This window comes from Paraburkholderia sp. RL17-347-BIC-D, assembly GCF_046027915.1.
Classification (GTDB): domain Bacteria; phylum Pseudomonadota; class Gammaproteobacteria; order Burkholderiales; family Burkholderiaceae; genus Paraburkholderia.
The window spans coordinates 24,957-49,575 of the sequence record NZ_JARESS010000038.1; the positions used below are offsets into that span (position 1 = coordinate 24,957).

Here is a 24,619-nt window from a genome sequence, read left to right on the forward strand (position 1 = left end):
TGTCAACGCGACGCCGCCCACTGACGCATGGCGCCCCGGCGGCGTCTGGATTGCTGTCGAACGAGTGCTGGGCGGTGGTCTTGACGTAATGAATCCGGCTGGTAGCCCGCTGCCGAAGCGGCGTCGCTCAGAGGCCGCCCATGCACAGGTACTTGATCTCGAGATATTCCTCGATGCCGTACTTCGAGCCTTCACGGCCGAGGCCGGACTGCTTGACGCCGCCGAACGGCGCGACTTCGTTCGAAATCAGGCCGGTGTTGATGCCGACCATCCCGTATTCGAGCGCCTCGGACACGCGCCAGATCCGGCCTATGTCACGGCTGTAGAAGTAGGCGGCAAGACCGAACTCGGTGGCGTTCGCCGCCTCGATTGCTTCGCGCTCCTCGTGAAAGCGGAAGAGCGGGGCGACCGGGCCAAAGGTCTCCTCGCTGGCAAAGCGCATCGACGCGGTGACGCCCTCGACCACGGTCGGCTCGAAGAAGAGCTTGCCGGCCGTATGACGCTTGCCGCCGGCGAGCACGCGCGCGCCGTGCGCCACCGCATCGGCGATATGCGCTTCGACCTTCTCGATGGCGGCCTCGTTGATGAGCGGGCCTTGCGTGACGCCGGCCTCGAACCCGTTGCCGACCTTGATGCGGCCGACCGCCGCCGCGAATTTTTCGGTGAACGCGTCGTACACGCCGTCCTGTACATAGAAGCGGTTCGTGCAGACGCAGGTTTGCCCGGCATTGCGGTACTTCGAGGCGAGCGCACCTTCGACTGCCGCGTCCAGGTCGGCATCGTCGAACACGATGAACGGCGCGTTGCCGCCCAGTTCGAGCGAGAGTTTCTTGACCGTCGGCGCGCACTGACTCATCAGCAGTCGGCCCACCGGCGTCGAGCCGGTGAACGAGAGCTTGCGCACGATCGGGTTGCTGGTCATCTCCGCGCCGATCGCGCGCGGATCGCCGACGACGATACTGAACACACCGGCCGGCACGCCGGCGCGATGCGCCAGTTCGGCCAGCGCGAGCGCCGACAGCGGCGTGGCTTCGGCCGGCTTCACGATCATGGCGCAGCCGGCGGCGAGCGCGGGCGCGACCTTGCGCGTAATCATGGCAGCCGGGAAATTCCACGGTGTAATCGCGGCGCAGACGCCGATCGGCTCCTTCGTCACGAGCATCCGCTTGTCGGTGGCCGGCGAGGCGAGCACGTCGCCGTCGACCCGCTTGGCCTGCTCGGCGAACCATTCGATGAACGACGCTGCATAACCGATCTCGCCTTTCGCTTCCGCGAGCGGCTTGCCTTGCTCGGCCGACATGATCATCGCGAGGTCGTCGGTGTTCGCGACCATCAGCGCGTGCCAGCGCTTCAGGATGGCCGCGCGCTGCGCCGCGGTGAGTGCGCGCCAGCCGCGCTGCGCGCGTTCGCCGGCTTCGATCGCACGGCGCGTCTCGACGCCGGTCATCAGCGGCACGTCGGCGATCTTCTCGCCGGTGGCGGGATCGTTGACGGCGAAGGTGCGGGCGTCGTCGGCGCCGCACCATGCGCCATCGACATAGGCGAGCGAGCGCAACAGGCTCGGATCGGCGAGCCGGGAAAGCGGATTGGATTCAGTCATGATCGTCGCAAAGGGCGGCCCCGCCCACGCTAGCGGCGCGGCGGGCCTGAGATGTTGATGAAAGCGGGCGGCGCACGCGTTACTGCCGCATTACTGCTCGGGTTGCTGTTCCTTCCAGCGCTTGACCACACCGGTCTCGATGTCGAACAGATCGAGCATGCGGCCGACTGTGTGATTGACAATGTCGTCGATCGATTGCGGCTTCGAGTAGAACGCTGGCACGATCGGCGCGATCACCGCGCCCATGTCCGAAAGCTGCACGAGCGTGCGCAGATGTCCGCCGTGCAGCGGCGTCTCGCGCACGCCGAGCACGAGACGCCGGCGCTCCTTCAGCACGACGTCGGCCGCGCGGCTGATCAGCGAGCTCGTGATGCCGGTGGCGATCTCGCTCATCGAGCGCACCGAGCACGGCACGATCAGCATGCCCTTCGTCTTGAACGAGCCCGAGGAAATCGCCGCGCCGATGTCGCCGGCCGCATACCAGTGCGACGCGCGCGCGCGCAGATCGGCGGCGCGCATGTCGGTTTCGTAGGTCATCGTCAGCTCGGCGGCCTTGCTGATCACGAGATGCGTCTCGACGCCCGCCTCGGCGAGCAGTTCGAGCGCGCGGATCCCGTAGATCACGCCGGACGCGCCGGTGATGCCGACGATGATCCGTTCAGGAGTGCCGTTATTTGTCGCCACGATCGCCCTCGACGCCGCGCACCGGCGAATTCGGCTCGACGCCGCTCTTGCGGCGCGCCTGGTAGGACGCGTCGCGCTGCATCCACTCGCCGCGCGTCGCCTGCTCGGCGTTGCGGTCCCATTCCTCGGTCCAGTCGCCGAGCGAGTAGCCGTACCAGGGCGACTCCGGCTTCAGTGCCGGCAGGCCGAGGCGTTCCCACAGCACCTTGGCGTTCTCCATGTATTCCTTCTTCGGCAGCGCGAGCGGCGGCATGGGTGTCTTCATCGTCGCGTCGATCAGCATGGCCGAATCGAGGCCGCTCGCATGGTCCGAGCGCGGACCGTGGCCCGCCTCGCGGTACGGAATCAGCTTCACGTCCTCGACCGGATTGCAGCGATAGCCCATCGCCCAGAACACGGCGTCCGCGTTGTTCGGATCGATGTCGTCGTCGATCGCGATCACGAACTTGCCGATCGCGGCCTGCAGCGACATCGTGCCGTACAGCGCGCGCCAGACCTCGGTGCGCTTCGCGCCGCGCTCGAACTGGAGGAACACGAAGCGGCGCAGGTTCGTGAGCGGCTCGTGCAGCGACACCTTCTTGATGCCGCGGATGCCGAGATGGTCGCGCAAATGACGCAGGAACATCGGCTCGTAGGCGAGCCGCTTGATCACGCTCGATTCGGACGGCGTGACCTGCGAGATGATCGAGGTCAGCACCGCGTCCTTGCGGCGCGTGATAGCCGTGACTTCGATGGCGAGGTTGTAGTCCTCGAGCGCGACATAACCGTGGCTCTCGCCGAACGGACCTTCCGGTTCGAGATACGTCGGATCGACATAGCCTTCGACGACGACTTCCGCCTCGGCCGGCACCAGCAGATCGACGGTGCGGCCTTTGACGACGCGAATCGGCGCACCGGCGAGACCGCCGGCGACGCTCAGCTCATCGACGTTCGGGCGCAGCTTCTGCGGACCTTGGAAGGCAACGACGGGCGGCGCGCCGAGCACGATGGCGACCGGCATCTTCTCGCCCTTGGCCGCACACTTGCGCCAGTGGTCGAGGCCGCCCGCGCGCAGGTTCACGAGCATCATCATGCCGAGGCGCGTAGCCGACTTCAGGTGGCCGCGATAAGTGCCCATGTTCTGCACGCCGGTTTCCGGATCGCGCGAGATCACGCCGGTCATCGTCATGTACGGCGCGGCGTCGAAGCCCGGCGTGGAGATCGGCAGCGGCAGCGATTCGAGTCCGTTGCCGGGACCTTCGAGGTCTTTGCCCTCGATCACGATGTCATGCACGGGACCGCTTTCAACGAGGACGGGCGGGATCGGATTGTCGATCGCGCGGTTCCACGCGTCGCCGATCTCGTCGAGCGACGGCACGTTCATGCCGATCCGGTAGATCTCCGGATTCGCGGCGATGCCGCCGACGATGACCGGAATGTCGTACTTGCGGCCCTTGCTGTCGACGATATTGGTAAAGAGGAACGCCTTGCGATCGGCTTCCGGAATGCCGCCGCGGAACTGCCAGCGCACGAGCGGATGCATTTCGGTGTCTTTGTTGACCGGCTCGTCGATCCGGTACAGCAGGCCTGCCGCTTCGAGGCGCGCGATGTGTTCGTGCAGGTCCGCGTAACCCGGGTTCGTGGAAGACGTGGAAGTAGTGTCTTGATCAGCCATGACTAGAAGTCCCATGAAGCGCAGCGTTGCGCTGCGCCTCTATTGCTTGAAGTGTTGCCCGAGGCGGGCAGGGTACTGCGTGTTCGATCCGTGCCGCACGTGCCGCTGGTGCGGCACCGCGGCGGCGTATCAGCGGCGCATCGACGTCATTGCGTTCGCGAGCGACGCGCCCGCGACTTCGCTTGCGAGCGAGAAATCGGGAATCGTGATTTCGCGGGAGTACGTCTTCAGCGCCGCGATGGCGATCCGGTCGCGCGTGCAGATCGAGGCGACCATCGCGTCCGCGCGCTCGCTCAGACTCGCGGCCGGCACGACTTCGGCGACGATGCCCCACTCGCGCGCATTCGCGGCGTCGATGGTCTCAGTCAGATAGACCATGTGCGCGGACGCCTTCGGCGGCACCTTGTAGCGCAGCACGGACATCACGAGCGTCGGCGGCAGGTTTTTCTGCAGTTCGGGCAGGTTGAAGCGCGCGTTGTCCGAGGCGACCGCCAGGTCGCACGCGGTGACGAGCGCGCAGCCAAAACCTTCCGCATCGCCTTGCACTTCGGCGAGGAGCGGCACTTCGCTTTCGTGCATCGCGCGGTAGACGTCGAGAATCGGATCGGCCACATTGCGGCGGTACTGCGCGGACGTCGGCGGCGTGGCCGGCGGCGCGCTGACGGCGCGGCCGCGGCAGAACGCGGGACCGGACGCGCGGAGACGGATGATTTTCACGTTACTGTCGCGGCCGGCCTTGCGGATCTCGGCGGCGAGCGCGCGCATCGCGTCGAGCGTCAGCATGTTGCCGAGGTCCGGCTGGGCAAGGGTGATCCGGTATTCGGAATCGTGGAGCGCTGCGGTGAATTCGGTCGTCATGGAGAAGAGGTGTCGTTAATGAAAGCTGGGAATGAGCGCTCGCGATGCGCAAGCGCCCGAGCCGGTCAGCGCGCGTAGGCGCCGGCCTCCTTGAGTTTCTGGAATACGCGCTGCGGAACGAGCGGCGCTTCGGTGAACTCGACGCCGTATTCCGAAAGCGCGTCCTCGATCGCCGCGACGATCGCCGCGGCCGCCGGAATCGTGCCGCCTTCGCCCGCGCCCTTGACGCCGAGCGGATTCAGCGGCGACGGCGTTTCGAGGTGCACGATGTCGATGTTCGGCACATCGGTCGCCATCGGCAGCAGGTACTCGCCGAAGTTCGTCGTGGTCGGCTGCGCGTTCTCGTCGTACTGCATCCATTCGAGCGTCGCGTTGCCGATGCCGTGCGCGACCGAGCCGATCACCTGGCCGTCGACGAGCAGCGGGTTGATGAGCTTGCCCGAGTCGTGCGCCATCACGTAGTTGAGGATCGTGATATGGCCGGTCTCGCGATCGACTTCGAGTTCGACGACGGCGGTGCCGTTGCAGTAGGTCGACTGCGCGGGCGAGAAATACTTCGTTTCTTCGAGACCGGCAGTGAGGCCCGCCGGCATCGTGAAGCCCGGCATGCCCTGCGAGATCTTCGCGAGCTGGCCGTAGCTCATGCGCTGCTCGATGCCCGAGCGGCGCGCGACGTGTCCTTGCGCGAGGATGAGGTCGTCGGTTTCGCACTTCCACAGGTGGGCGGCGAGCGTGAACATCTTGTCGCGCACGGCCTGGGCGGCGATGTAGACCGAGTTGCCGGCATTGACCGTCGCGCGGCTCGCGAACGTGCCGACGCCCATCGAGATGCCGCCCGTATCGCCGGTGACGACATCGACGAGTTCGAGCGGCACGTTGAGCTGTTCGGCACAGATCTGCGCGAAGGTCGTCTTGTGGCCTTGGCCTTGCGGCGACGCGCCGGTAATCACGGTGATGCGGCCGGTTCCCTGAATGCGCACCGTCGCGCCCTCGAACGGGCCCATGCCGGTGCCTTCGACAAAGCTCGCCATGCCGATGCCGACGAAGCGGCCCTGGCGGCGTGCTTCGGCCTTGCGCACGGCGAAGCCCGCATAGTTCGCGCGCTCCAGCGCCGCTTTCTGGCAAGCCGGATAGTCGCCGCTGTCGTAGCGCAGCGGGCTACCGTCGCGATAGATGAAACCCGCGTCATACGGCATCTGTTCCGGCTGGATCAGATTGCGCCAGCGCAGCTCCGCGCGATCCATGCCGAGCGCGCGCGCGGCCTTGTCGAGAATCCGCTCCATCGCGAACACCGCCTGAGGGCGGCCTGCGCCGCGCACCGGCGAAGTGGCGCACTTGTTTGTGTAGACGACGTCGAGCTTTGCGCCCATCGCGGGGATCACGTAGGGGCCGGGCGTCGTCGTGATCGAGATATACGGCGTGATGATGCCCCACGGCAGGAACGCGCCGTTGTCGTGCACCATCTCGAGTTTCACGCCGCGGATCTTGCCGTCGTTTCCGAGCGCCATCTGCACCGTCCACCACTGGTCGCGCTCCTGCGTGACCGCGAGGAAGTGCTCGCGCCGGTCTTCGATCCATTTGACGGGACGCTTGAGCGCGACCGCCGCGATCGCGACGAGCGCCTCTTCCGGATAGAAAGGCAGCTTCGGACCGAAGCCGCCGCCGACGTCGTTCATCAGCACGCGCAGCTTTTCGGCATCCCATTCGAGCAGCTCGACGAGATTCTTTTTCTCGTGATGCGGCGCCTGACCCGACGACCAGACCGTCAGCTCGCCGTTGGTGGCGTGATATTCGGCGATATAGCCGCGCGTTTCCATCGGATGCGCGGAGCCGCGGTTTTGCCAGTATGTTTCCTCGACGACGTGCGGCGCATCCTTGAAGGCCGCGTCGATGTCACCGAAACCCATTTCGATATGCGCGACGACGTTGTCTTTCGCGTCGGTGTGGCAGAGCGGCGAGTCCGGGCGCAGTCCGTCGCGGCACTCGGCAACGGCGGGCAGCGGGTCGTACTCGATCTCGATCAGACCGCAGGCGTCTTCCGCGATATAGCGATTGTCCGCGACGACGAACGCCACGGCTTCTCCCGCGAACGTTACTTCCGTCGAGGTGAGCAGTTCCTGGGTGCGCTCGAAGCGGATCGCCGGGTTCGGCAGCATCGACGGCGCGCGGCCGCGTGCGCGGCCGGTCAGGTCCGCGTGCGTATAAACAGCGTGCACGCCCTTCAGTTCGCGGGCGGCCGTGCAATCGATCGAGACGATTTTCGCGTGCGCGTGCGGGCTGCGCAGCACCGCGGCTTGCAGCATGTTCGGCAGGTGTACGTCGTCCACATAGGAGCCCTGGCCTTGCAGCAGCTTCTTGTCTTCGGTGCGCATGACGCGCCGGCCGATGTAGCGCTGGTCGGTGGGGGCACCCTTCAGGTCGGAATGGTCCATTGCGTTACTCCGTAGCTTGGGCTGCCGGCGCGGCGGCACGCTGGTCGCGGATGCGCTGAGCGGCGAGCAGGGCAGCCGCGACGATCGGCTGGTAACCCGTACAGCGGCACAGATTGCCCGTGATCGCTTCGCGGATCTCGGCTTCGGTCGGCGAATCCGTTTCGTTCAGCAGTTCGGTCAGCGTCATCAGCATGCCGGGCGTACAGAACCCGCATTGCAGCGCGTGCGTTTCGGTAAAGGCCTGTTGCAGCGCGTTGAGCGTGCCGTCCGCGTGGGCGAGCCCTTCGACTGTCGTCAGCGAACGTCCATTCACCTGGGCGGCGAGCGTCAGGCAGGCGCGCGCGGTGCGGCCGTCGATCAGCACGGTGCAGGCGCCGCAGACGCCGTGTTCGCAACCGTAGTGCGTGCCGGTGAGATTGAGGTCGTGACGCAGGAAGTCACCGAGCATGCGACGCGGTTCGACCTCGTGCTCATAAGCGGTGCCGTTGACGACGACTCTGACGGTACGAGTCTCCATGTGCATCTCCTTTGTCACCCTACGATTGTGTTGCGACGCGCGAGAACGCTGTCTTCAGCGCTCTTTCGGTCAGGACGCCGGCGAGATGCTGGCGGTAGTCGGTGCTGACGTGCGCGTCGGTCATCACGTCGAGCGCGCGCGCCGCGTCGCTCGCGATGCGCAGCGCGTCTTCGTCCATCGGGCGGCCGCGCAAGGCGGTCTCGACCTCGTGCATTCGCACCGGGCCGGGGGCCACACCGCAGATCGTCAGCGACACGCGGTCGAGGCGCTGTTGCGCATCGACGGTGCAGAGCGCTGCGACGCCGACGATGGCGTAATCGCCATGACGCCGCGCGAACTCTTCGAATGCGTAGCCATGGCCTTCGGGCCAGATGTCGAGCGAGATGCCGGCGAGCAGGTCGCCTTCCTCGAGCGCGGGCGTCATATACATCAGCGCCCAGTCGGACATTGGCAGCTCCCGGGTCGCGACTGCGCCGTCTTCGTAGCGCACGATCGTCAGGACACCGTCGAGTGCGGCGGTGAAGCATGGCTGCTCGGACGACGGATCCAACTGGCACAGGCTGCCGCCGAGCGTGCCGCGATTGCGGATCTGCTTGTGGCTGACCAGCTGATACGCCTCGCGGATCAGCGGCGCGCGCTTCATGACGAGCGGCGACAGTTCGATGTCGCGCTGCCGCGCCATCGCGCCGATGTGAAGACGGCCGTTGCGCTCCTCGATGCGGGTGAGTGCCTCGACGCCGTTCAGGTCGATCAGGTGACTCGTCATCAGATACCGGAAGTTCATCATCGGCATCAGCGACTGGCCGCCGGCAAGCACGCGCGCATCCTCGAGTGTGCCGAGCAGCTGCGCGGCCTCGTCGACGGTGGTCGGCGCGTGATACTGGAATTCACTGGGTTTCATGCGTGCTCCGATAGTGCGGTGGCTTCCTCAGTGGGGCTGCTTGCGCCCGAAGAGCCGCGCGAAGTAATTCCGGATCGACTGCCACATCGCTTTGCGCATGAGTGCGCCCGCATCGAGAGGCACGACCGGCGCCGGTGCGGGGGGCGGGCGGCGCGCTTCGGTGGCCGGCCTGGGTGCAGCCGGTTCAGCGGACACGTTCGAAGCCTCCGGTTCACCCGCGGTGTTCAGCGCGGCGGCCGGAGTGGCCGGAGCCTGCGCCGCGGCGTGCGCTGCGTCTGCCTCGATAAGCGCGGTCAGGTTCTTGGCGAACTGGTTCAGCAGTTGCTGCGAGAGCGCCTCGATCATCCCGGCACCGCGTCCGTACTGCGCGACCGTGCCCGACAGGTTCACGTCCGAGACGACGTCGACTTTCGTCTTGCCGTTGCCGGCGTCGGTGACGGCCGCGTTGATCTGCGCATCGGCGCCGCCGCGACCCTTGGTGTCGGTGCCGCTTGCGGACACCACGACCGTGCGGTTGGCGTCGTTCTGGTCAGCAATCTTGAATTTGCCCGCGAACTTCAGCGTAAGCGGGCCGAGCTTGACGGTGAAGCCGCCCTTGTAGCTGCCGTCGGGCTGCTGTTCCTTGAGTTCCGCGCCCGGAAAACACGGTGCGGACCGCTCGATGTCGATCATGGTCTTCCAGACGTCGGACGGCGGTGCATCGACGATGAAAGATGAACGGATTGTGATTGCCATACTGCCTCCTCGGGCGGTTGGCCCGTACGGGCGCCGCTCCACTTATCTGGTAACTACCGAGTCGCGCGGCGCGTGAAACTGTCCCAGCGCGCGGGCACGCTCGCGTTTTATTTCATTGAGCGAGGGTCGACAGGAAATCGTCGAATACCGTTGCAAAAACTTCGTGCATGTCGAACGCTCCAAAGTGCGCCGCGCCCGGAATGACTACGAAGCGGCTCGTCGGCAGCGCGTCGGCGATCTTCTGCGATACCGCTGGCGGAATGCTCGCATCGGCATCGCCGGCGACGACGAGCGCCGGTGCCGACACGCGCGGCAGTTCGCCCAGGTTGTCGAGCAGCGAGATCGCCTGCCAGTTCGCGCTCCAGCTGTACCAGTCGTCGGCGGCGAGGCGCGCACGGCACTTCTGGACGAGGTCGGGGCGCGGCGTATCGGCGGCGAACCAGCGCGTGATCGTGTCGTCGATCACTTCGGACATCGAGCCTTGCCGGCTCATGTCGCCGCGCATGAGAATGCGCGGGCGCACTTCGTCGGGAAATCCGCCGGCCGTTCCGCACAGAATCAGCGCACCGGCCAGCTCGGGAAACTGGATCGCGACACGCTGCGCAATCATGCCGCCCATCGACACGCCTATCAGGGTTGCGCCGGCAAGCCGTTCCTGGCGCAGCACCGCGGCGACGTCGGTCGCATGATCGGCGAGGGTGATGGGGGCGGTGACGAGGCTGGAGTCGCCGTGGCCGCGAATATCGATCGCGACGACGTCATACGATGCGGCCCAGTGATCGACATACTCGTCCCACCAGCTCCGGTCGACGCCGATCGGGTGAAGCAGAACCAGCGGCCTGCCCGTCCCGCGGCGGGAATAGGCGATGCGACCGGCTGGGATTTCGCAGAAAGTTGAATGAGACATGATGGTTTCGGGTAATGCGCGGGTTCCGGCAGGTGCTTCGCGCGATCGGCTAGCGAGTCGGCAGCCGAAAGCACGAAACCCTTGCTGCCCTCTGGACTGCCAGGCAGGTACGCTTGGGATGAGATGACGATTCGCGAGGCGCCTTGACGAACCGCAAGCCGTCTTCAGGCAGCAGCGGCTTTCGCCTTCAGGTCGAGCACAACCGCCTTCGCGCGACGCAGCCCTTCGGCCGCGACTGGAATGCCTGCGTAGACGCCGGCTTGCAGCACCACCTCGGCGATTTCTTCTTCCGTCACGCCGTTATTCACCGCTCCACGCGTATGCACTTCGAACTCGTGCCAGCGGCCGAGCGAGGCCAGCATCGCAAGGTTCAGCATGCTGCGTGTCGCGCGCGGGAGGCCCGTGCGGTTCCACACGTTGCCCCAGCACACGTCTTCCGTGTACTCGAGGAACACTGTGTCGAACAGGTGGGGATTGGTATTGCTCTGCGTGTGGCTCGAGCCCAGCACTTCTTTGCGGATCTTTGCGCCGATGGCACGGCGTTCGGATAGCGTGATGTCTTCCATGATTATCCTTCGGGGTTTAACCAGCTGTTGTAGGATTGTATAATGGTAGGCAGTATCAGAGCTTCGCTGCGGAATGTCAATATGATTGTATTACGAAGATCAGCGCGGCTCTTTTTTGATTCATATGACAAGGGGATGGAATGAATACCAACAGGCTGGTAGTGCGACCGGTGGCGACGCTGCGCCAGCAGGTGATCGACGGATTGCGCTCATGTATTAGCGACCTGACCTTCAAGCCGGGCGACCGGCTGATCGAGCGCGAACTGTGCGAAATGCTCGGCGTGAGCCGCACGCTCGTTCGTGAGGCGCTGAGTCAACTGGTGGCCGAGGGGCTGGTGCAGATCATTCCGCACAAAGGTCCGATCGTCTCGGTAATGACGGCAGACGAGGCGCGAGGGCTCTATGAAGTGCGCGCCGTACTCGAAGCACTGGCGGGCCGGCAGTTCACCGAGCGAGCGACGGTCGACCAGCGTGCCGAGCTGAAACAGGCGTTGGAAAAGCTCGCCTCGATGCGGGACATGCAAGGCCAGGAGGGCACCATGAGCTTCCTGAAACAGAAGGCGCAGTTCTATGACGTGATGCTCGAAGGCGCCAACAACCCGGTTCTCACGGAGATGCTACGGCTCGTCCATACGCGAGTGATGATGCTGCGCGCCACGACGCTTTCGCAGGCAGGGCGCCTTCCGCAAAGCTATGACGAAATCGCGACGATCGTCGATGCAATCATGCGCAATGACGCCGACGCAGCCGCGGCGGCGTGCAAGCGCCATGTCGAGCAAGCCGAAAGCCTCGCGGTCGAAGTGCTCGCGGCAGCAACCAGCTAAGTCAACGAAACGCCGCGTCTGCCGGCCTCTTTCGTACCCGGTACGTTAGAGGCGGAATCGTCGCCTCGACACGCAACGGTCCGGCTTGCGGACCGGTCCGATGAGCGGTACGCAACATGAGGCGCTCTTTTTACCTCGTTACTCGCGGCGTTAGCCCTTCCCAGCGCGCTTTCCCGCCTAGGCCCAGACGGGTTTGCGGGCTGCGGACATCGCTCATTTCTTTCGATACCTCCCTGTATGACGCCGCGCCGTAGGCGTCTCCCGTGGCCAAAGGATCGGCAGACAGTAATACAATAATCTGTATTGCAATCACACTGCATTACGATATACTCCGCCAAATGACGAAATCGGGCGCTACGACCCGCATCGAGCAACGTGCTCGCTTATTTGGCGGCAGATAGGAGACGGGAAGAATGGGCATATCGCAGGGCGCCAAGGCGGCGCCGGTGGCTTCGGCCGAGTCTCAGGGATTCAGGTTGTCGCGCTACCAGTGGCTGGCGCTGATCTCGGCGTTCCTCGGCTGGATGTTCGACTCGATGGATCTGAATCTCTTCACGCTTGTGCTCGTGCCGAGCGTGAGCCAGCTATTGCACAGCACCGACGCGACCGAAATCAGCAAGATCGGCAGCTACATCATTGCGGGCAAGCTGCTCACGTGGGGCATCGGCGGCGTGCTGTTCGGGGTGGCCGCGGACCGGTTCGGCCGCTCTCGTGTGATGGGCTGGACCATCCTCATCTACGCGGCCTTCACGCTGCTGAGCGCATTTTCGAAGACCTGGCCTCAGCTTGCCGTCGCACAGGCGCTGGCCGGTTTCGGCATCGGCGGTGAATGGGCGGCAGGGGCCGCGCTCGTCGCCGAATCATGGCCCGGTCGCCAACGCGCCCGCGCCATGCAGATCATGCAGATGGCGTTCGCGTTTGGCTTTCTCGCGGCAGCGCTCGACAACCTGCTGCTTGGCCGCTTCGGCTGGCGCGTCGTACTCGGCGTGGGCGCCGCGCCCGCGCTCGTCACGATTCTCGTGCGCCGCTTCGTGCCTGAGCCTCAACGCTGGGTGCAAGTGCGCGACAGCGTCATAGCCGAATCGGCGATGCAAACTTTCACCGCCATCTTCGCGCCGGGATTACGCCGCAAGACAATCATCGGCGTGATCATCTCGTCGGCTGCCATGCTGGGCTGCTGGGGCGGTCTCACGTTTCTGCCGAGCTGGATTCACCAGTTGTCGGCTGCAGCCATTGATCATCGCGACGTCGGCAGGACGGTCAGCTACGCGTTCATTCTCATGATGATCGGTGCGACGCTCGGCTACCTTACGCTGATCTGGATGCTCGACGCACTCGGCCGGCGCATGTCGTACTTCATCTTTTCGGCAGGCTCACTCGTGGTGTCGCTCGTGCTGTTCATGACGGTGCATGACATCGGCCGGGTGCTGTGGCTGATGCCGGTGTACGGTTACTTCGTCATTGGCGCGTTCGGCACTTTTGCCGCTTATTTGCCCGAGCTCTTTCCGACCCGCGTGCGTGCGACAGGGCAGGGCTTCTGCTGGAACATGGCCCGCGCGCTGACAAGTATCGGTCCGATCGCCGGCAATGCGGTGGTCGCGAAGTTTGGTTCGTTCCCGGCTGCATCGGCGGCGGTGTCGCTGCTCTTTATTGTCGGCATGGTGTCGATCTGGTTCGGCCCCGAGACAAAGGGCGTTCCGCTCGACAACTGAGGATCACTGAAGACTACCGGGCAGGCGGAATCGTCCGCCCCGGCGATACAGGTGTTTCCTTCGTGCGATAGCGCTCGAAGGGAACGGGTGCGACGCGGCCCCAGTCGAGTCGCCGGACAGGATTTCGTTTTTGGCCTAATGGAACACACCTTGAGCACAGACATGCCGAAATCCGGCGCTTCGATCCGGGAGGCCACCGCAGACAGTCCATCCGCGCGCGTCTTCGACGTCGGAATCAACGAGCGGTTGCCACTCCCACAACTGGCCGTGCTCGCGCTGCAGAACGTGTTCGGAATGACGGGCATGTTCGTGTTCCCGGGACTTCTCGGCCGCGCGTTTCATTTGTCCGATCCGCAGATCGCGTACCTGTATGGCATGACTTTCATGGCCTGCGGAATTGTCACGATTCTGCAGTCGGTGCTGCTGCTGCGTCTGCCGATCGCGCAGGGTCCCTACGCAGGCAGCTTTGGTGCGCTCCTGACGGTCGGTCATTTGCAGTCGGGTGGCCTGGGTACAGCATTCGGGTCGTTCTTCGCCGCGTCATTGATCTGGTGCGTGCTCACGGTGCCGATCCGTGGACGCAGCGTGGCGGGCATGTTCGCGAGGCATTTGCGCCTGCCTATCATTTCCGGAATGATCGTCATGCTGATCGTGGTGCAGATTGCCAGCGTCGCGCTGCCGACCTGGATCGGCAGCGCTAAAAGCCCCGGCTTTCCGGTCGTGAACCTGCTTTCCGGCGCGGTCGCAGTGGCCGGTATCGTTTTCGCGATGCTTTGGGGCGGCCGCCGGCTGCGGCGCGTCGCGATCCTGCTCGGCCTTGCGCTCGGCACGCTGGCCTACACGCTGTTCGAGCCGGTTTCGTTTGCGGCGGTGGCCGCTGCGCCGCTTCTCGTCGAGCCGCGCATCTTCCCGTTCGGTTTCGGCGTGCGCCTCGATCTCGTCGCAGTGTTCCTGCTCGTGCTGATTCCGGCGGGCATGGGATCGATGGCCCTCTACCAGACAGTCGCCGAATGGGGCGAAGAGACGCTCAGCCCAGGCCGCATGTCCGAAGGCCTGTTCGGCGTCGCGCTCGGCTCGGTGGTCGCGGCAGTGTGGGGTGGCTTCAGCACGATCGCGTATCCGGACAACATCGGCATTCTGCGCGCCACACGCATCGGTTCGCGCTTCGTGACGCTCGCCGCAGGCATCCTCCTGATCGTACTCGGCGGCTGCGTGAAGTTCGACATGCTGCTCGTCGTCGTCCCGATTCCGGTGATCTCGGCCGCCGCGACGCTGCTGTTCGGCATTGTCTTCATGCATGGCGTACATATTCTCGCGCAGGTCGAGTGGGACGATCGCCGCCTGATCGCGTCGGGGCTCGCGTTTCTCGTTGGCCTCGGCGGTCTGTTCATCTCACCGGAAGTAATTCATGCGATGCCGTTGATGCTCCAGCTCGTGCTTCAGCAGCCGGTGATCTCCGGCGGACTCACGCTCGTCGCATTACACTCGCTGCTTTGCTCGAAGCAGCAGCCGTCGAGCGCGTCGGCGGCCAGGCCTTCCCGCACGCAGAACCAGGCTTAGGAAACGCCGCAAAACATGTCCGGGCGGGCAGCGGCCTGTCCGGACTCTTCGACCCACGGTTATTTCTGGATGTAGTGCGCAGACACCGGGAAAAACGCCGTAATACAGATTTAATACTTTGTACTACGTATCAATAAAGAGAGCGAGCGCTCGGAGCGTCATTCGACACATATCAACGTGTTCGAAGGCGCGCCGCTTCGCAGCCATGAATCCAGGTTTGGAAAGGCGGGAGACATAGATGAAAATAAAGTTGGGGATGAAAGCGCTCATTGTCGGCGCAGCGCTGTTCGCCGAGGTGGCCCACGCGCAATCGAGCGTGCAGCTCTACGGGCTTCTCGATGCGTTCGTCGGCTACAAGAAGCCGATGAACGGTCAGTCGAGCGTGATCGCAGGTAACGGCGGCATGACGGCGCCGTACTTCGGCCTACGCGGGTCGGAGGACATCGGCGGCGGCACGAAGGTCATCTTCGACCTCGAAAGCTATTTCAATATCGAGAACGGCGCGATGGGCCGCACCGGTTTCCCGCATGACGGCCTGTTCTCGCGTAACGCATACGTGGGAGTGACCGGCCCATACGGCACGGCGACTGCCGGTTTGATTCCGCCGCTGCTGTGGTTCTCGACCATTACGTTCAACCCCTTCGGGAACTCATTCGTGTTCTCGCCGAGCGTGCTGCACAGCTACGTCGGCGTGAACGGCCAGGGCGTATTCGGCAATGCGGGCGAGTGGTGGAACGCCGTGTACTACGCATCGCCGTCGTTCGGCGGCCTCATCGGCCGAGCCATGTACTCGTTCGGCAACGACCCAGGCCATCTCGGCCAGAACAAGTGGAGCGGCCAGATTTCGTACAACCGCGGCGCTTTCGCGACGTCGGTTGTTTATCAGCAGATCAAGTACAGCCTGAACGCCGGCGACCTCGACACCGTCCTGCCGGGACTGACGACGCAGTCGGTGGTGAACCTCGGCATGTCGTACGACCTTCACTACGTGAAGCTGTTTGGCCAGTACCAGCACGTGTGGGATTCGATTTCGAATGGCGACGTCGGCATCGATACCGGTCAGATCGGCTTCTCGATTCCAGTGGGCCTCGGCAGGATTCTCGGCTCGGACGCGTATTCGAAGAGTAGCGGCCATAGCTCGGTTTATCGCAACACCTGGGCGCTCTCGTATGACTACCCGCTATCAACGCGCACCGACATCTATGCGGCGGTGCTGTCCGATCGCGCGACCAGGATGTCGAGCGGCACCACGATCGGTGGCGGTCTGCGCACACAGTTCTGATCGACTGCCGGCGCCGACGACGCCGACGACGCGCGCGACATGCCGATCCGGCTCCGCCGGAGAGAAGCGGGTGCGCGAATTCAGACAGCAATGATGGGCCGTCGCATGCAGTTCGAACCCGACCTTCGTGCAACCACGGCCTCACGAATTTAACGATGTCAATGGAGGAACTATGTTTAAGAGTGGAAGGACCGGGAGCGGCGCGCGCAGGTTCGGTCGGCGGCCAGCAGTGGCCGCAATGACCTTGTTGGGGCTTTCAGGGAGTGCCGCTTACGCGCAAAGCAGCGTTACATTGTATGGCTCTCTGGACGGCGGCCTGCGCAATGTCGTGAACGGCACGAAGGCAGGCGGCGCGGCGCTGACGATGGCATCGAACGGCGTCTACAAATCGAATCGCTGGGGGTTTCTCGGGATCGAGGACCTGGGCGGTGGATATTACGCCCGCTTCAATCTGGAAGCGGGCTACATTCTGTCGACTGGTGCCAACAGCAGCACGACCAACCAGCTGTTCCAGCGTACGTCGACCGTCGGGCTAGGCGGCCCGTTCGGCGAGGTCAATATCGGCCATCAGTTCACGCTGCAGCACAGGTTGATCAAGGACTTCGAGCCGTTCGACCTGCACTATCTAGGCATTACCGAAGCGGCGGCGATTTCGGGCGGCACCAGCGGCCGCGACGACAACGCTATCCACTACCACGGCAACTTCGGCCCGTGGACGGCTCGCGCGGTCTATGCGCCGGGCGGCGTGGCAGGCAGTCTCGCTAGCGGCACCATGCTTGCGGGCGGCTTGAACTACCACACCAAACTGTTCAAGTTCGGTGCGGGCTATACGCATCGCTCAAACCCGTTTTCGGCCACGTCGAGCGCGTATTTCGCCAACAATCAATACACTGCGGGCGGCGCCGTGACGCTCGGTCCCGTCGACCTGATGGGTGGCTATTCGCTCGCAACCCAGGCGGTTCCCTCCACGGCGCACGGCGAGACGCGCAATCAATATTTGTGGGGCGGTTTTCGCTATCACGCGTCGTCGGTCTTCAACGTAACGGGTGCGTATTACGACGACAAGAACGCGACGAACGGCGTGGACGGCAGAAAGGACGTCGCCATTCTGGGCGTCAGCTATGCGCTGTCGAAAAACACTGAGCTTTACGCCGATATCGACTACACGCATTTCACGGGTGGCTACGTGACCAATGCAACGCTGAACCCGTCCTTGCATGAAAAACAGACGGGCGTCTCGTTCGGCATGAACCACTTTTTCTAAGCCGAACCGGACGTGAGGGACGCGTCGAATATCTTTGAGCCCATGCAACACGGGCTCGAAGGTTGCACTGATCTTTCCCGGTGGGGCGCCGGACGCGAGCCCTCATCGATACGAGCCGCCGGGGAGCGACTGGATGCCGGCGACTCAGTCGGAGCCGTGTGGCGAGCGATGAACGCGTGACCGTGATCAGCGACGACGCTGGTGAATTTGCAAAGACGGTCGAGGGCAGTCAACTGGCTCGCGGCCGGATCCTCGACTGGTTCCACATTGCGATGAAGTTCCAGGCGGCGCTGCGTCCCGTGTTCGGCAGCAAGATGATTGGCTCGATGGACCAGGAGCCAGTGGAGACCGAAATCACGCACGCGAAGTGGTTGGTCTGGCATGGCAAGGGCAGCAAGGCGGTCGAACGGATCAAGGCACTGGACAGTCGGCTGCTGGCGAGAGAAGGATACGAATTCAAAACACTGTGGTGGCATCTGAACACCGTCTCCAGTTACCTGAGGAACAACGCGCCCACGTTGGTCAACTACAGCGCGCGGCACCGCAAGGGCTTGCCGATCAGCAGCAGCATCGCCGAGTCTGCGGTGAACCAGGTTGTCAGCTACCGTATGGCCAGGAAGCGACAGATGCGCTGGACTGGTGAAGGAGCGCACTGCATGGCGCAGGTCAGAGTCGCGGTTTTGAACGGGGAATTCTCGTCACATCGCATCTCGGGGTTCAAGATAGCCGCCTCGCGACACGGTGAATGCACCACGGTAGCATTGCCAGGCCGGCACCGAGCACCGAACAGACCCTGCAACCCTGCCATAAGCCAGTGCGGTCAGACGAAATCGACCTCCCCAACTTTTGAACGGTCTCCGGTGGGCCGCGACCTCACACGTGAGCTGTTTACTGAACGGGCGCCTGACGTACGCCGCAGGAAAATCAATTTAATGCCGACCGGACCGAAATTTCGATCTGTAAAGCATTTTTTACAGACGACCTTCGCCGCCCGATTCACGTGCACTCACGAGCCGCACAAAATCGAGCCAAACCAACGACGACAGCCTGATCCCGCACGTTGCGCCGCTAGGCTGGAATCACATCAACCACCGGCGACTTTGTGTGGCACGCCGGGTCGCCGGCGTCGAGATTGTCAATGCAGCCGCCTACAGAAAAGATCTTTCAAGCTCGCCCAGTACGGCCTTTTCGGCCCTCGAAACCCTGCTCCCAATGCCGAGAAACCCTCCTGCCGCTTCCGCGATTCCCCGAGCACGACCCAGAAGGGTCGCCTTGAGCGCTTGTCTGGCTTCCTCGTTCAGCGTGGCCGAAAGCGCCTCAATGTACGCTTTCCATTTAATCAGCATTTCGGGAGGTGGTGGCTCTGCGAGCCATTGCTCGAGCGGTTGATAGTTCACCTCATGTTTGCTGAGGCCCCCTTCTTCTGCCGCAGAAAGCACAGCGGTCCGCTCACCGTTATCGATGCGGCCGTCCGCCCAGGCCACCACGACCAAGGGAACCAGGGAGAGGGCGGCCAGCATTTCGCCTTGAAGGTTGAGCGCTACAAGCTTGTCGAGCAGACCGTCATCGGTGATGCCGGAAGCAGCGGAGAGTGCCTGCTTTTTTATTTTAGTATCTTCCGACTCCCTGAGGCGTTGGCGAAGCGCTTCGTTCTGCCTGGCAAAAAAAGATTCCTCCATCGCTTTCGCGCGATCACCCAGGTGCTCTTTACTCATGGTTTCCTCCGCGGGAAAAATCTGACGATTCGACGATCCTGTGCCTCAAAGCTACGGCACACGTCTCGTATGCATGGATGCCAGGCGCGGGCCGTGGGTGACCAAAAAACTGACGACGGCCCCTAACCGGCGGCAAAGTAAATCGCGGGGGCGTCGGAGCTAGGTAGCCGGAACATCTCGCTTGTCGGCATCGTCTCTTCCCGGGCTAACGAAACGGCTGCGGATGCTGCTGTGCGAATACGACGTGTGGGGCGCAAGAAGGCACCCTGCAATTCCGGCGCAGCACCGAGATGGCTTGATCCGGCCCGGAGTTCGTCACTTGTCACTCACTCGACGATGCCGGCGAGATATTCAATGTCCTTCTCGATACGTAATCGGGCTTCCTTTGTGGCGCCGTCACGTGTGTTGGCAATAAGTGGCAGGATCAATCCGCTACCCTTAAATTCGTGCTGGAATTGCACCCACGCGGCATAGGCACAGACACCAGAATCCTTTTGCACGACGTTAAGCGTGACGTCGTATGTGCGGCGCTTACCGCGCATGCGCGGTGTATTGGAACTTTGCTATTTGAGATCTGTACATTTGGGCTCCTTTCGTGCGCGGCCGTTTCTGCTTCGGACCACCGCGTCATCAAATCAGGCCGCGCCTGCGTCCTCAAGTTTGGCTTGGTAAGTCATGTGAGGAGACTTAGGGGCCAAGCCTTACTGGCTTGCGCCCGATGCCGCAGCAGCTTCCGAGGCAGCCGCAGCCGGTGCAGAAGCAGCCGACGTATCGCTAGCAGCGCTTGGCGCAGCCGTTTCGCCAGACTTGTTGCATGCAGCAAGAGCCACCGCAGCCAACAGGAATGCTACCCGGAGAGATTTCTTCATGTCACGCCCTGCTATGGTTAAAGGTAAGCAACAGCGCAAAGTAACCCTAATGTGCTCCGCGAGAAACCGTCATCAACTGCCTGCGAATGTTTGACGGAACGCTGCTCGCGGCAGGACCTGCCTGGTGCTGCTTCGCATCAATAAATGTTTCCCGTACCCCTTACGCGGTTGGACGGCCTCCGAACGGATGGCGGGGCAGGGTTTGCCATCGACAAAAGCAGTCGCACTGCGCACGGCAAATTCATAAGCGCAATTCGGACTCGCGGACTGACCGGGATTGCCCAATGAGGTAGATTCCCCGTCCTTATTCACGATACAGGCGCGCTCCGAACGTGTTGCCCTGCCTCGTAATGGATGGCCGGATCGCTGCGCCACGATGATATCGAACCATCAAATTCCCTTTGATAGATGCACAAAAGAAAGGTTATTGTAATGTAGCTATTCGAGGAAAAATCGCTGTTACTTTTCATCATGAGACGCTTAAAAATGGCAAAAATAACGTCGCGCGCTACTCTCACCTGACCATAAGCGAGATCCGGACGACGCCGGTTGGTCATAAAGCGGAACGGCATCACAGCAACGCATTCGACAGCATGTGCCAACCCATCAGCCAAGCCAAACGACGACAGCAACGCCGCAATTCCAAGGCCAGCGTCGGGAATCGTCGCGGTTCGAGCGCTGGCCCGAGGACGAACCGCTCCCCTTTTGTCTGGATCCGCACGCCGATGCGCGACTGCAGGAGATACCCGAACAATGAATATGATTGCCGCCGCCGCGCTCGCCTTTACGGCAGTGCTTGCCTTCGCGGCCGCTCCCTCATTGGTCGAGTGGATCGGCATCACCGAGATCGCCGAGGGCCGCGGTGAAAAGGGGGCGTGGCGCCAGAACGACTCGCGCTACGACTATGTCGATGACGCGACGGTTGCCTTCGATTCCGCCGACGGTGTCAAGGTGGCATGGGTCGACCAGAAGAAGAAAGATGTTTTCCATCAGTCGCTCTCAGCCGACGGAACTGCGCAAGGCCGACCGGTTAACGTGTCGCGCAATCCGGCGACATTTTCCTGGCTGCCTCGCATGGTGGTGGCGCCGGGAGACCCGGGCAAGATCGGCCTACTTTGGCAGGAGATCATTTTCTCCGGCGGATCGCATGGGGGCGATATCCTGTTCGCGCGTTCCACCGACGGCGGCGCCAGCTTTTCCGCGCCCATCAATTTGTCGAACTCGCGTGGCGGGGACGGCAAAGGACGGCTGGACCGCGACACCTGGTCAAACGGCAGTCTTGACCTGGCGATGGCGCCGGACGGCGCCTTGCTGGCCGCGTGGACAGAGTACGACGGCATGCTGTGGCTGGCCCGCTCGACCGACGGCGGCGCCAGCTTTTCGCGGCCCGTGCATGTAGCCGGCGACGGCAAGCGGCCGGCGCGTGGCCCGTCGCTGGCAACCGGCCCCGGCCAAACCGTCTACCTGGCCTGGACGGTCGGCGCTGACCGCAGTGCCGATATCAGCGTTGCCCAGTCGGACGACGGCGGCCAAACCTTCGGGCGGCCGCACGTGGTTGGGGCTGGTCCCGGCCATGCCGACGCGCCACGTCTGGCCGCAGGGCGAACCGGCACGCTGCACCTGGTATATGCGGAAAGCGAAGACGGGCCGTCGGGCCGCTACCATGTGCGCTACGCCCAATCCATCGCCGGTGTGGGTAAGTTCGGCATTCCGCAGGTTATCTCGCAGCCGCAGCGACATGCCGGCAACGGCGCCGCGTATCCGGCCGTGGCAGTCGACCGGCAAGGGACGCTACACGTCGCATGGGAACTGTTTCAAGGTGCTTCAACCCGGCCGCTGGGACTGGAGTTCACCGTCTCGCGCGATGACGGGCACAGTTTTTTGCCGCCGCAACTGGTGCCAGGCAGCCAGGACGAGCGGGGCGGGACAAATGGCAGCCATCAGGGACTTCTGGGCAAAAAACTTGCTGTCGGCGGCGACGGCAGGATTGCCGTCGTCAACACCAGCATGAAATTGGGCGGGCACAGCCGTGTGTGGCTAATGCTCGGGCGGATGAATGCGAGCGGCACCGCTGGGCCGCTAGGCGAAGACCATCCTGCATACTGTATCCCGTGTTTCACGGACGAAAGCGGGACACCGCCATGCGAAGTTTCCGACGGCCTGGACAAACCTCGGAAAGCGCCGAACCCCCGCCACCATGTGACCGCGCGCGGCCCATGGTGTTTGAATGGCCGCAGTTCGTTACACACCGGACGGCCGCGAAGCAGCTCGCACTTCATCAAAAAACGACTTCCGAGCATTTGATGCCATAAACCAAGCTGAACCCAATTTATTTCACGGATCGCACGAGTGCGGCATGGGCCCGCAATGGCTAAAGCCACCCGTCCACCGCACGACTTCACGCACGCTCCGGGCGAGCCTTTCAGCAATTCACAACATAAACAGGTCACCCGGTCAGCGAGCATCATAAAGTTTCGTTATAAACCGAGAATCATGAACGGGGTTGCCGACCATGCCGGGAATGGAAACAGACCGATCCAAGCCACTGAACCTCCGAAGGCACATACGGTGTCCGTCTACTCCCGGTTCACGTAGTCGAGCGTACGGCCACTATTACGCCGACGTTGACGACGAAGATGAGCCCGTTAGACGTTTCTCCGCGACCACGGCGCGCAGCGTCGCAGCGTTAGCGATTAAATACCCAGGAGCAGTGAACGTTGTCGATTAATTCCCATAAGGGCGAATTGATGTCCCATAGCATTCCTTTGATCACAACCATCGCAACCGCACTTGGGTTGGCCCTCGTGCTGGGCTTTCTTGCTATTCGCATCAAAATTCCGGCGCTCGCTGGTTACCTGTTGGCCGGGGTGCTAATTGGCCCATTTACGCCGGGCTTCGTCGCCAATACGGAGATTGCGGCAGAACTTGCCGAAATCGGTGTGATGTTGCTGATGTTCGGCGTTGGGCTGCGTTTTTCCCTGGATGACCTGATGAAGGTGCGCAAGATCGTTGTGCCGGGTGCTGCGATACAAATGGCCTTCGCGACGGCACTTGGCACCGGCTTAGCGGCTACTTGGGATTGGGGCCTCGGGGGATCGCTAGTTTTCGGTCTGGCGTTGTCGGTTGCGAGCACCGTAGTGTTACTCAGGGCACTTGAGGCGCGTGGCGCCCTGGAGTCAATGAACGGACATATCGCAGTGGGCTGGGTGGTGGTCCAAGACCTTGCCATGGTGCTCGTGCTCGTACTACTGCCGCCCTTGGGTGGGTGGCTCAGCGGCAAAACCCCAGTCAGTGGCGCGGCGAATTTGTGGCAGACCCTCGGAATCACGCTTTTCGAGATTGCAGCGTTCATCACTTTGATGCTGGTGGTTGGTCGCAGAGCCTTTCCGTGGCTGCTTTGGCAGGTTGCCCGCACGGGCTCCCGAGAGTTATTCACCCTGTGCGTTGTGGCGACAGCCGTCAGCGTTGCCTTCGGGGCTGCCAAGCTATTCGGCATATCCTTCGCTGTGGGGGCATTTTTCGCTGGCATGATGATGCGCGAGTCCGAGTTCAGTCACCGTGCTGCGGAAGAGTCGTTACCGCTGCGTGACGCGTTCGCCGTCTTGTTCTTTGTTTCGGTGGGGATGCTGTTCGACCCGATGATTCTGGTCGACCAACCACTTCGGGTCGTTGCCGTGCTGGGCGTAATTATTGTCTGCACCCCGATCGCCGCCGCCGGTTTGGTCCTCGTCTTTGGCTACCCGTTGAACACCGCGCTCACGGCGTCAGCGAGTTTGGCTCAGATTGGCGAATTTTCATTCATCTTAGCTGGGCTGGGGGGACGCCTAGGATTACTCCCGCTGGAAGGACAAAGCTTGATTCTTGCCGGGGCACTAATCTCAATTGCCGTCAACCCGCTAGTTTTTAAAGCTGTAGAGCCACTTCAGGTTTGGATCCGGTCGCGCTCTTTGCTCGCCCGCAAACTGGAACGGCCGGATGACCCCTTGGCCGAGTTGCCTGCGGCGACTAGTGAAGTGTATTTGTCGGGACAAGTTGTTTTGGTGGGCTATGGCCGAGTTGGACGGCGTATCGGCGAGAAGCTCGCCGAACAAGCTATTCCCTTTGTCGTGGCCGAACAGAATCGCGAACTCGTCGAGCGACTGAGAGAAGGCGGAATTGCAGCGGTCTTCGGAGACGCCTCGGACCCAGGAGTACTGATTCAGGCGCATATCGCTCAAGCCGGCATGCTTGTCGCCGCTATTCCCGACACCTTCAGAGTGCGTCAAATGATCAAGACGGCCCGGATACTCAATCACGGGATCGAAGTCGTCGTGCGTACTCACAGTGAAGAAGAGGCCATACTGCTAGAGCGGGAAGCGGCCCAGAAAGTCTTTTTCGGTGAAAATGAACTTGCCAAGGGAATGAGTCACTTTGTATTGCAGCGATATGGGAAGGCTCCGTCCGATGACATGGTTGCTGGCAGCAGTGATTGAGCACCAGCGCAGTTTCGTAGTCCGCGGGTACATGTCCCGCGTTGGCATTGTCACGCTGCCGGCATGT

20 protein-coding genes are annotated in these 24,619 nt (G+C 62.8%); 7 read left to right on the plus strand and 13 right to left on the minus strand.

Annotated elements, in window-relative coordinates; genetic code table 11:
• Positions 1-127: 127 nt before the first annotated feature.
• From P0D96_RS34765 to P0D96_RS34810, 10 genes are all read right to left on the minus strand, one after another.
• On the minus strand, positions 128-1,600 hold the full coding sequence (locus tag P0D96_RS34765) for an NAD-dependent succinate-semialdehyde dehydrogenase (protein ID WP_408290990.1): 1,473 nt from the start codon (positions 1,598-1,600) through the stop codon (positions 128-130).
• A 90-nt stretch (positions 1,601-1,690) separates the two neighbouring features.
• On the minus strand, positions 1,691-2,284 hold the full coding sequence (locus P0D96_RS34770) for a UbiX family flavin prenyltransferase (protein WP_132380888.1): 594 nt from the start codon (positions 2,282-2,284) through the stop codon (positions 1,691-1,693).
• On the minus strand, positions 2,271-3,938 hold the full coding sequence (locus P0D96_RS34775) for a UbiD family decarboxylase (RefSeq protein WP_408318172.1): 1,668 nt from the start codon (positions 3,936-3,938) through the stop codon (positions 2,271-2,273). The genes P0D96_RS34770 and P0D96_RS34775 overlap by 14 nt, the downstream gene beginning before the upstream one ends.
• 129 nt (positions 3,939-4,067) lie before the next feature.
• Positions 4,068-4,796 carry an enoyl-CoA hydratase/isomerase family protein gene (locus tag P0D96_RS34780; RefSeq protein ID WP_132380884.1) on the minus strand — a complete coding sequence of 243 codons (729 nt, stop codon included), beginning with the start codon at positions 4,794-4,796 and terminating at the stop codon, positions 4,068-4,070.
• 65 nt (positions 4,797-4,861) lie between these two features.
• Positions 4,862-7,228, minus strand: a complete 2,367-nt coding sequence (locus P0D96_RS34785) for a xanthine dehydrogenase family protein molybdopterin-binding subunit (RefSeq protein ID WP_408290996.1) — start codon at positions 7,226-7,228, stop codon at positions 4,862-4,864.
• Positions 7,229-7,232: 4 nt separating this feature from the next.
• On the minus strand, positions 7,233-7,745 hold the full coding sequence (locus tag P0D96_RS34790) for a (2Fe-2S)-binding protein (protein WP_408318174.1): 513 nt from the start codon (positions 7,743-7,745) through the stop codon (positions 7,233-7,235).
• A gap of 19 nt (positions 7,746-7,764) precedes the next feature.
• Positions 7,765-8,646 carry an FAD binding domain-containing protein gene (locus P0D96_RS34795; RefSeq protein ID WP_132380878.1) on the minus strand — a complete coding sequence of 294 codons (882 nt, stop codon included), beginning with the start codon at positions 8,644-8,646 and terminating at the stop codon, positions 7,765-7,767.
• A gap of 27 nt (positions 8,647-8,673) precedes the next feature.
• A complete protein-coding gene (locus P0D96_RS34800; protein ID WP_408318176.1) occupies positions 8,674-9,381 on the minus strand; it encodes an SRPBCC family protein in 708 nt (235 codons plus the stop codon).
• Between the two features lie 112 nt (positions 9,382-9,493).
• The gene (locus P0D96_RS34805; protein ID WP_408318178.1) at positions 9,494-10,288 is read right to left on the minus strand and encodes an alpha/beta fold hydrolase; all 795 of its coding nucleotides are present in this window, start codon (positions 10,286-10,288) and stop codon (positions 9,494-9,496) included.
• A 164-nt stretch (positions 10,289-10,452) separates the two neighbouring features.
• Complete coding sequence (locus P0D96_RS34810; protein WP_132380874.1) at positions 10,453-10,854, minus strand: carboxymuconolactone decarboxylase family protein; 402 nt, start codon at positions 10,852-10,854, stop codon at positions 10,453-10,455.
• Positions 10,855-10,994: 140 nt separating this feature from the next.
• On the opposite strand from P0D96_RS34810, the gene P0D96_RS34815 reads away from it, so the two are divergent.
• The 5 genes from P0D96_RS34815 (at position 10,995) to P0D96_RS34835 (ending at position 17,496) form a co-directional block, all read left to right on the plus strand.
• A complete protein-coding gene (locus P0D96_RS34815) occupies positions 10,995-11,678 on the plus strand; it encodes a GntR family transcriptional regulator (RefSeq protein ID WP_408181256.1) in 684 nt (227 codons plus the stop codon).
• Between the two features lie 413 nt (positions 11,679-12,091).
• Positions 12,092-13,390, plus strand: a complete 1,299-nt coding sequence (locus P0D96_RS34820; RefSeq protein WP_408291003.1) for an MFS transporter — start codon at positions 12,092-12,094, stop codon at positions 13,388-13,390.
• A gap of 150 nt (positions 13,391-13,540) precedes the next feature.
• On the plus strand, positions 13,541-14,950 hold the full coding sequence (locus tag P0D96_RS34825) for a uracil-xanthine permease family protein (RefSeq protein WP_408291005.1): 1,410 nt from the start codon (positions 13,541-13,543) through the stop codon (positions 14,948-14,950).
• Between the two features lie 238 nt (positions 14,951-15,188).
• On the plus strand, positions 15,189-16,232 hold the full coding sequence (locus P0D96_RS34830; RefSeq protein WP_408181259.1) for a porin: 1,044 nt from the start codon (positions 15,189-15,191) through the stop codon (positions 16,230-16,232).
• 238 nt (positions 16,233-16,470) lie between these two features.
• Positions 16,471-17,496 (plus strand): porin, encoded by a 1,026-nt coding sequence (locus P0D96_RS34835; RefSeq protein WP_408181260.1) that lies wholly within the window; start codon positions 16,471-16,473, stop codon positions 17,494-17,496.
• Between the two features lie 1,148 nt (positions 17,497-18,644).
• On the opposite strand, the gene P0D96_RS34840 is transcribed toward P0D96_RS34835, so the two are convergent.
• The 3 genes from P0D96_RS34840 to P0D96_RS34850 form a co-directional block, all read right to left on the minus strand.
• Positions 18,645-19,211 (minus strand): hypothetical protein, encoded by a 567-nt coding sequence (locus P0D96_RS34840; RefSeq protein ID WP_408181261.1) that lies wholly within the window; start codon positions 19,209-19,211, stop codon positions 18,645-18,647.
• Positions 19,212-19,537: 326 nt separating this feature from the next.
• Positions 19,538-19,753, minus strand: coding sequence for a hypothetical protein (locus P0D96_RS34845; RefSeq protein ID WP_408181262.1), 216 nt, complete (start codon positions 19,751-19,753; stop codon positions 19,538-19,540).
• A 635-nt stretch (positions 19,754-20,388) separates the two neighbouring features.
• Positions 20,389-20,712, minus strand: a complete 324-nt coding sequence (locus P0D96_RS34850) for a hypothetical protein (RefSeq protein WP_408318180.1) — start codon at positions 20,710-20,712, stop codon at positions 20,389-20,391.
• Positions 20,713-20,833: 121 nt separating this feature from the next.
• Between P0D96_RS34850 and P0D96_RS34855 the strand changes: the two genes are divergently transcribed.
• Together P0D96_RS34855 and P0D96_RS34860 are read left to right on the plus strand one after the other, a co-directional pair.
• Complete coding sequence (locus P0D96_RS34855; protein ID WP_408318182.1) at positions 20,834-22,384, plus strand: sialidase family protein; 1,551 nt, start codon at positions 20,834-20,836, stop codon at positions 22,382-22,384.
• Between the two features lie 443 nt (positions 22,385-22,827).
• Positions 22,828-24,552, plus strand: a complete 1,725-nt coding sequence (locus P0D96_RS34860; protein ID WP_408181275.1) for a cation:proton antiporter domain-containing protein — start codon at positions 22,828-22,830, stop codon at positions 24,550-24,552.
• The last annotated feature ends 67 nt before the right edge of the window (positions 24,553-24,619 follow it).